The 225-nt window shown below is 64.0% G+C and carries 1 protein-coding gene; it reads left to right on the top strand.

Annotated elements, in window-relative coordinates; translation table 11 throughout:
* The coding region (locus MO867_RS23255; RefSeq protein ID WP_305884256.1) for a sigma-70 factor domain-containing protein at nucleotides 1–225 on the top strand (225 nt) is incomplete at both ends.

Below are 225 nucleotides of genomic sequence, written 5' to 3' on the forward strand. Positions count from 1 at the left end.
GGCGACTCGGCCGAAGAAGCGGACGAGGATGCGGTTGCCGCCCTCGCCGCTGTCGACTCCGACGCCGGACGCTCCACAGACCCGGTGCGCATGTACATGCGTGAAATGGGTACCGTCGAACTGCTGACCCGCGAAGGCGAAATACTGATCGCCAAACGCATCGAGGAAGGCATTCGTGAAGTCATGTCCGCGCTGGCGTGCTTCCCGGGCTCCGTCGAAACCCTG

It is taken from the genome of Microbulbifer okhotskensis (genome assembly GCF_023895975.1).
Taxonomy (GTDB): domain Bacteria; phylum Pseudomonadota; class Gammaproteobacteria; order Pseudomonadales; family Cellvibrionaceae; genus Microbulbifer; species Microbulbifer okhotskensis.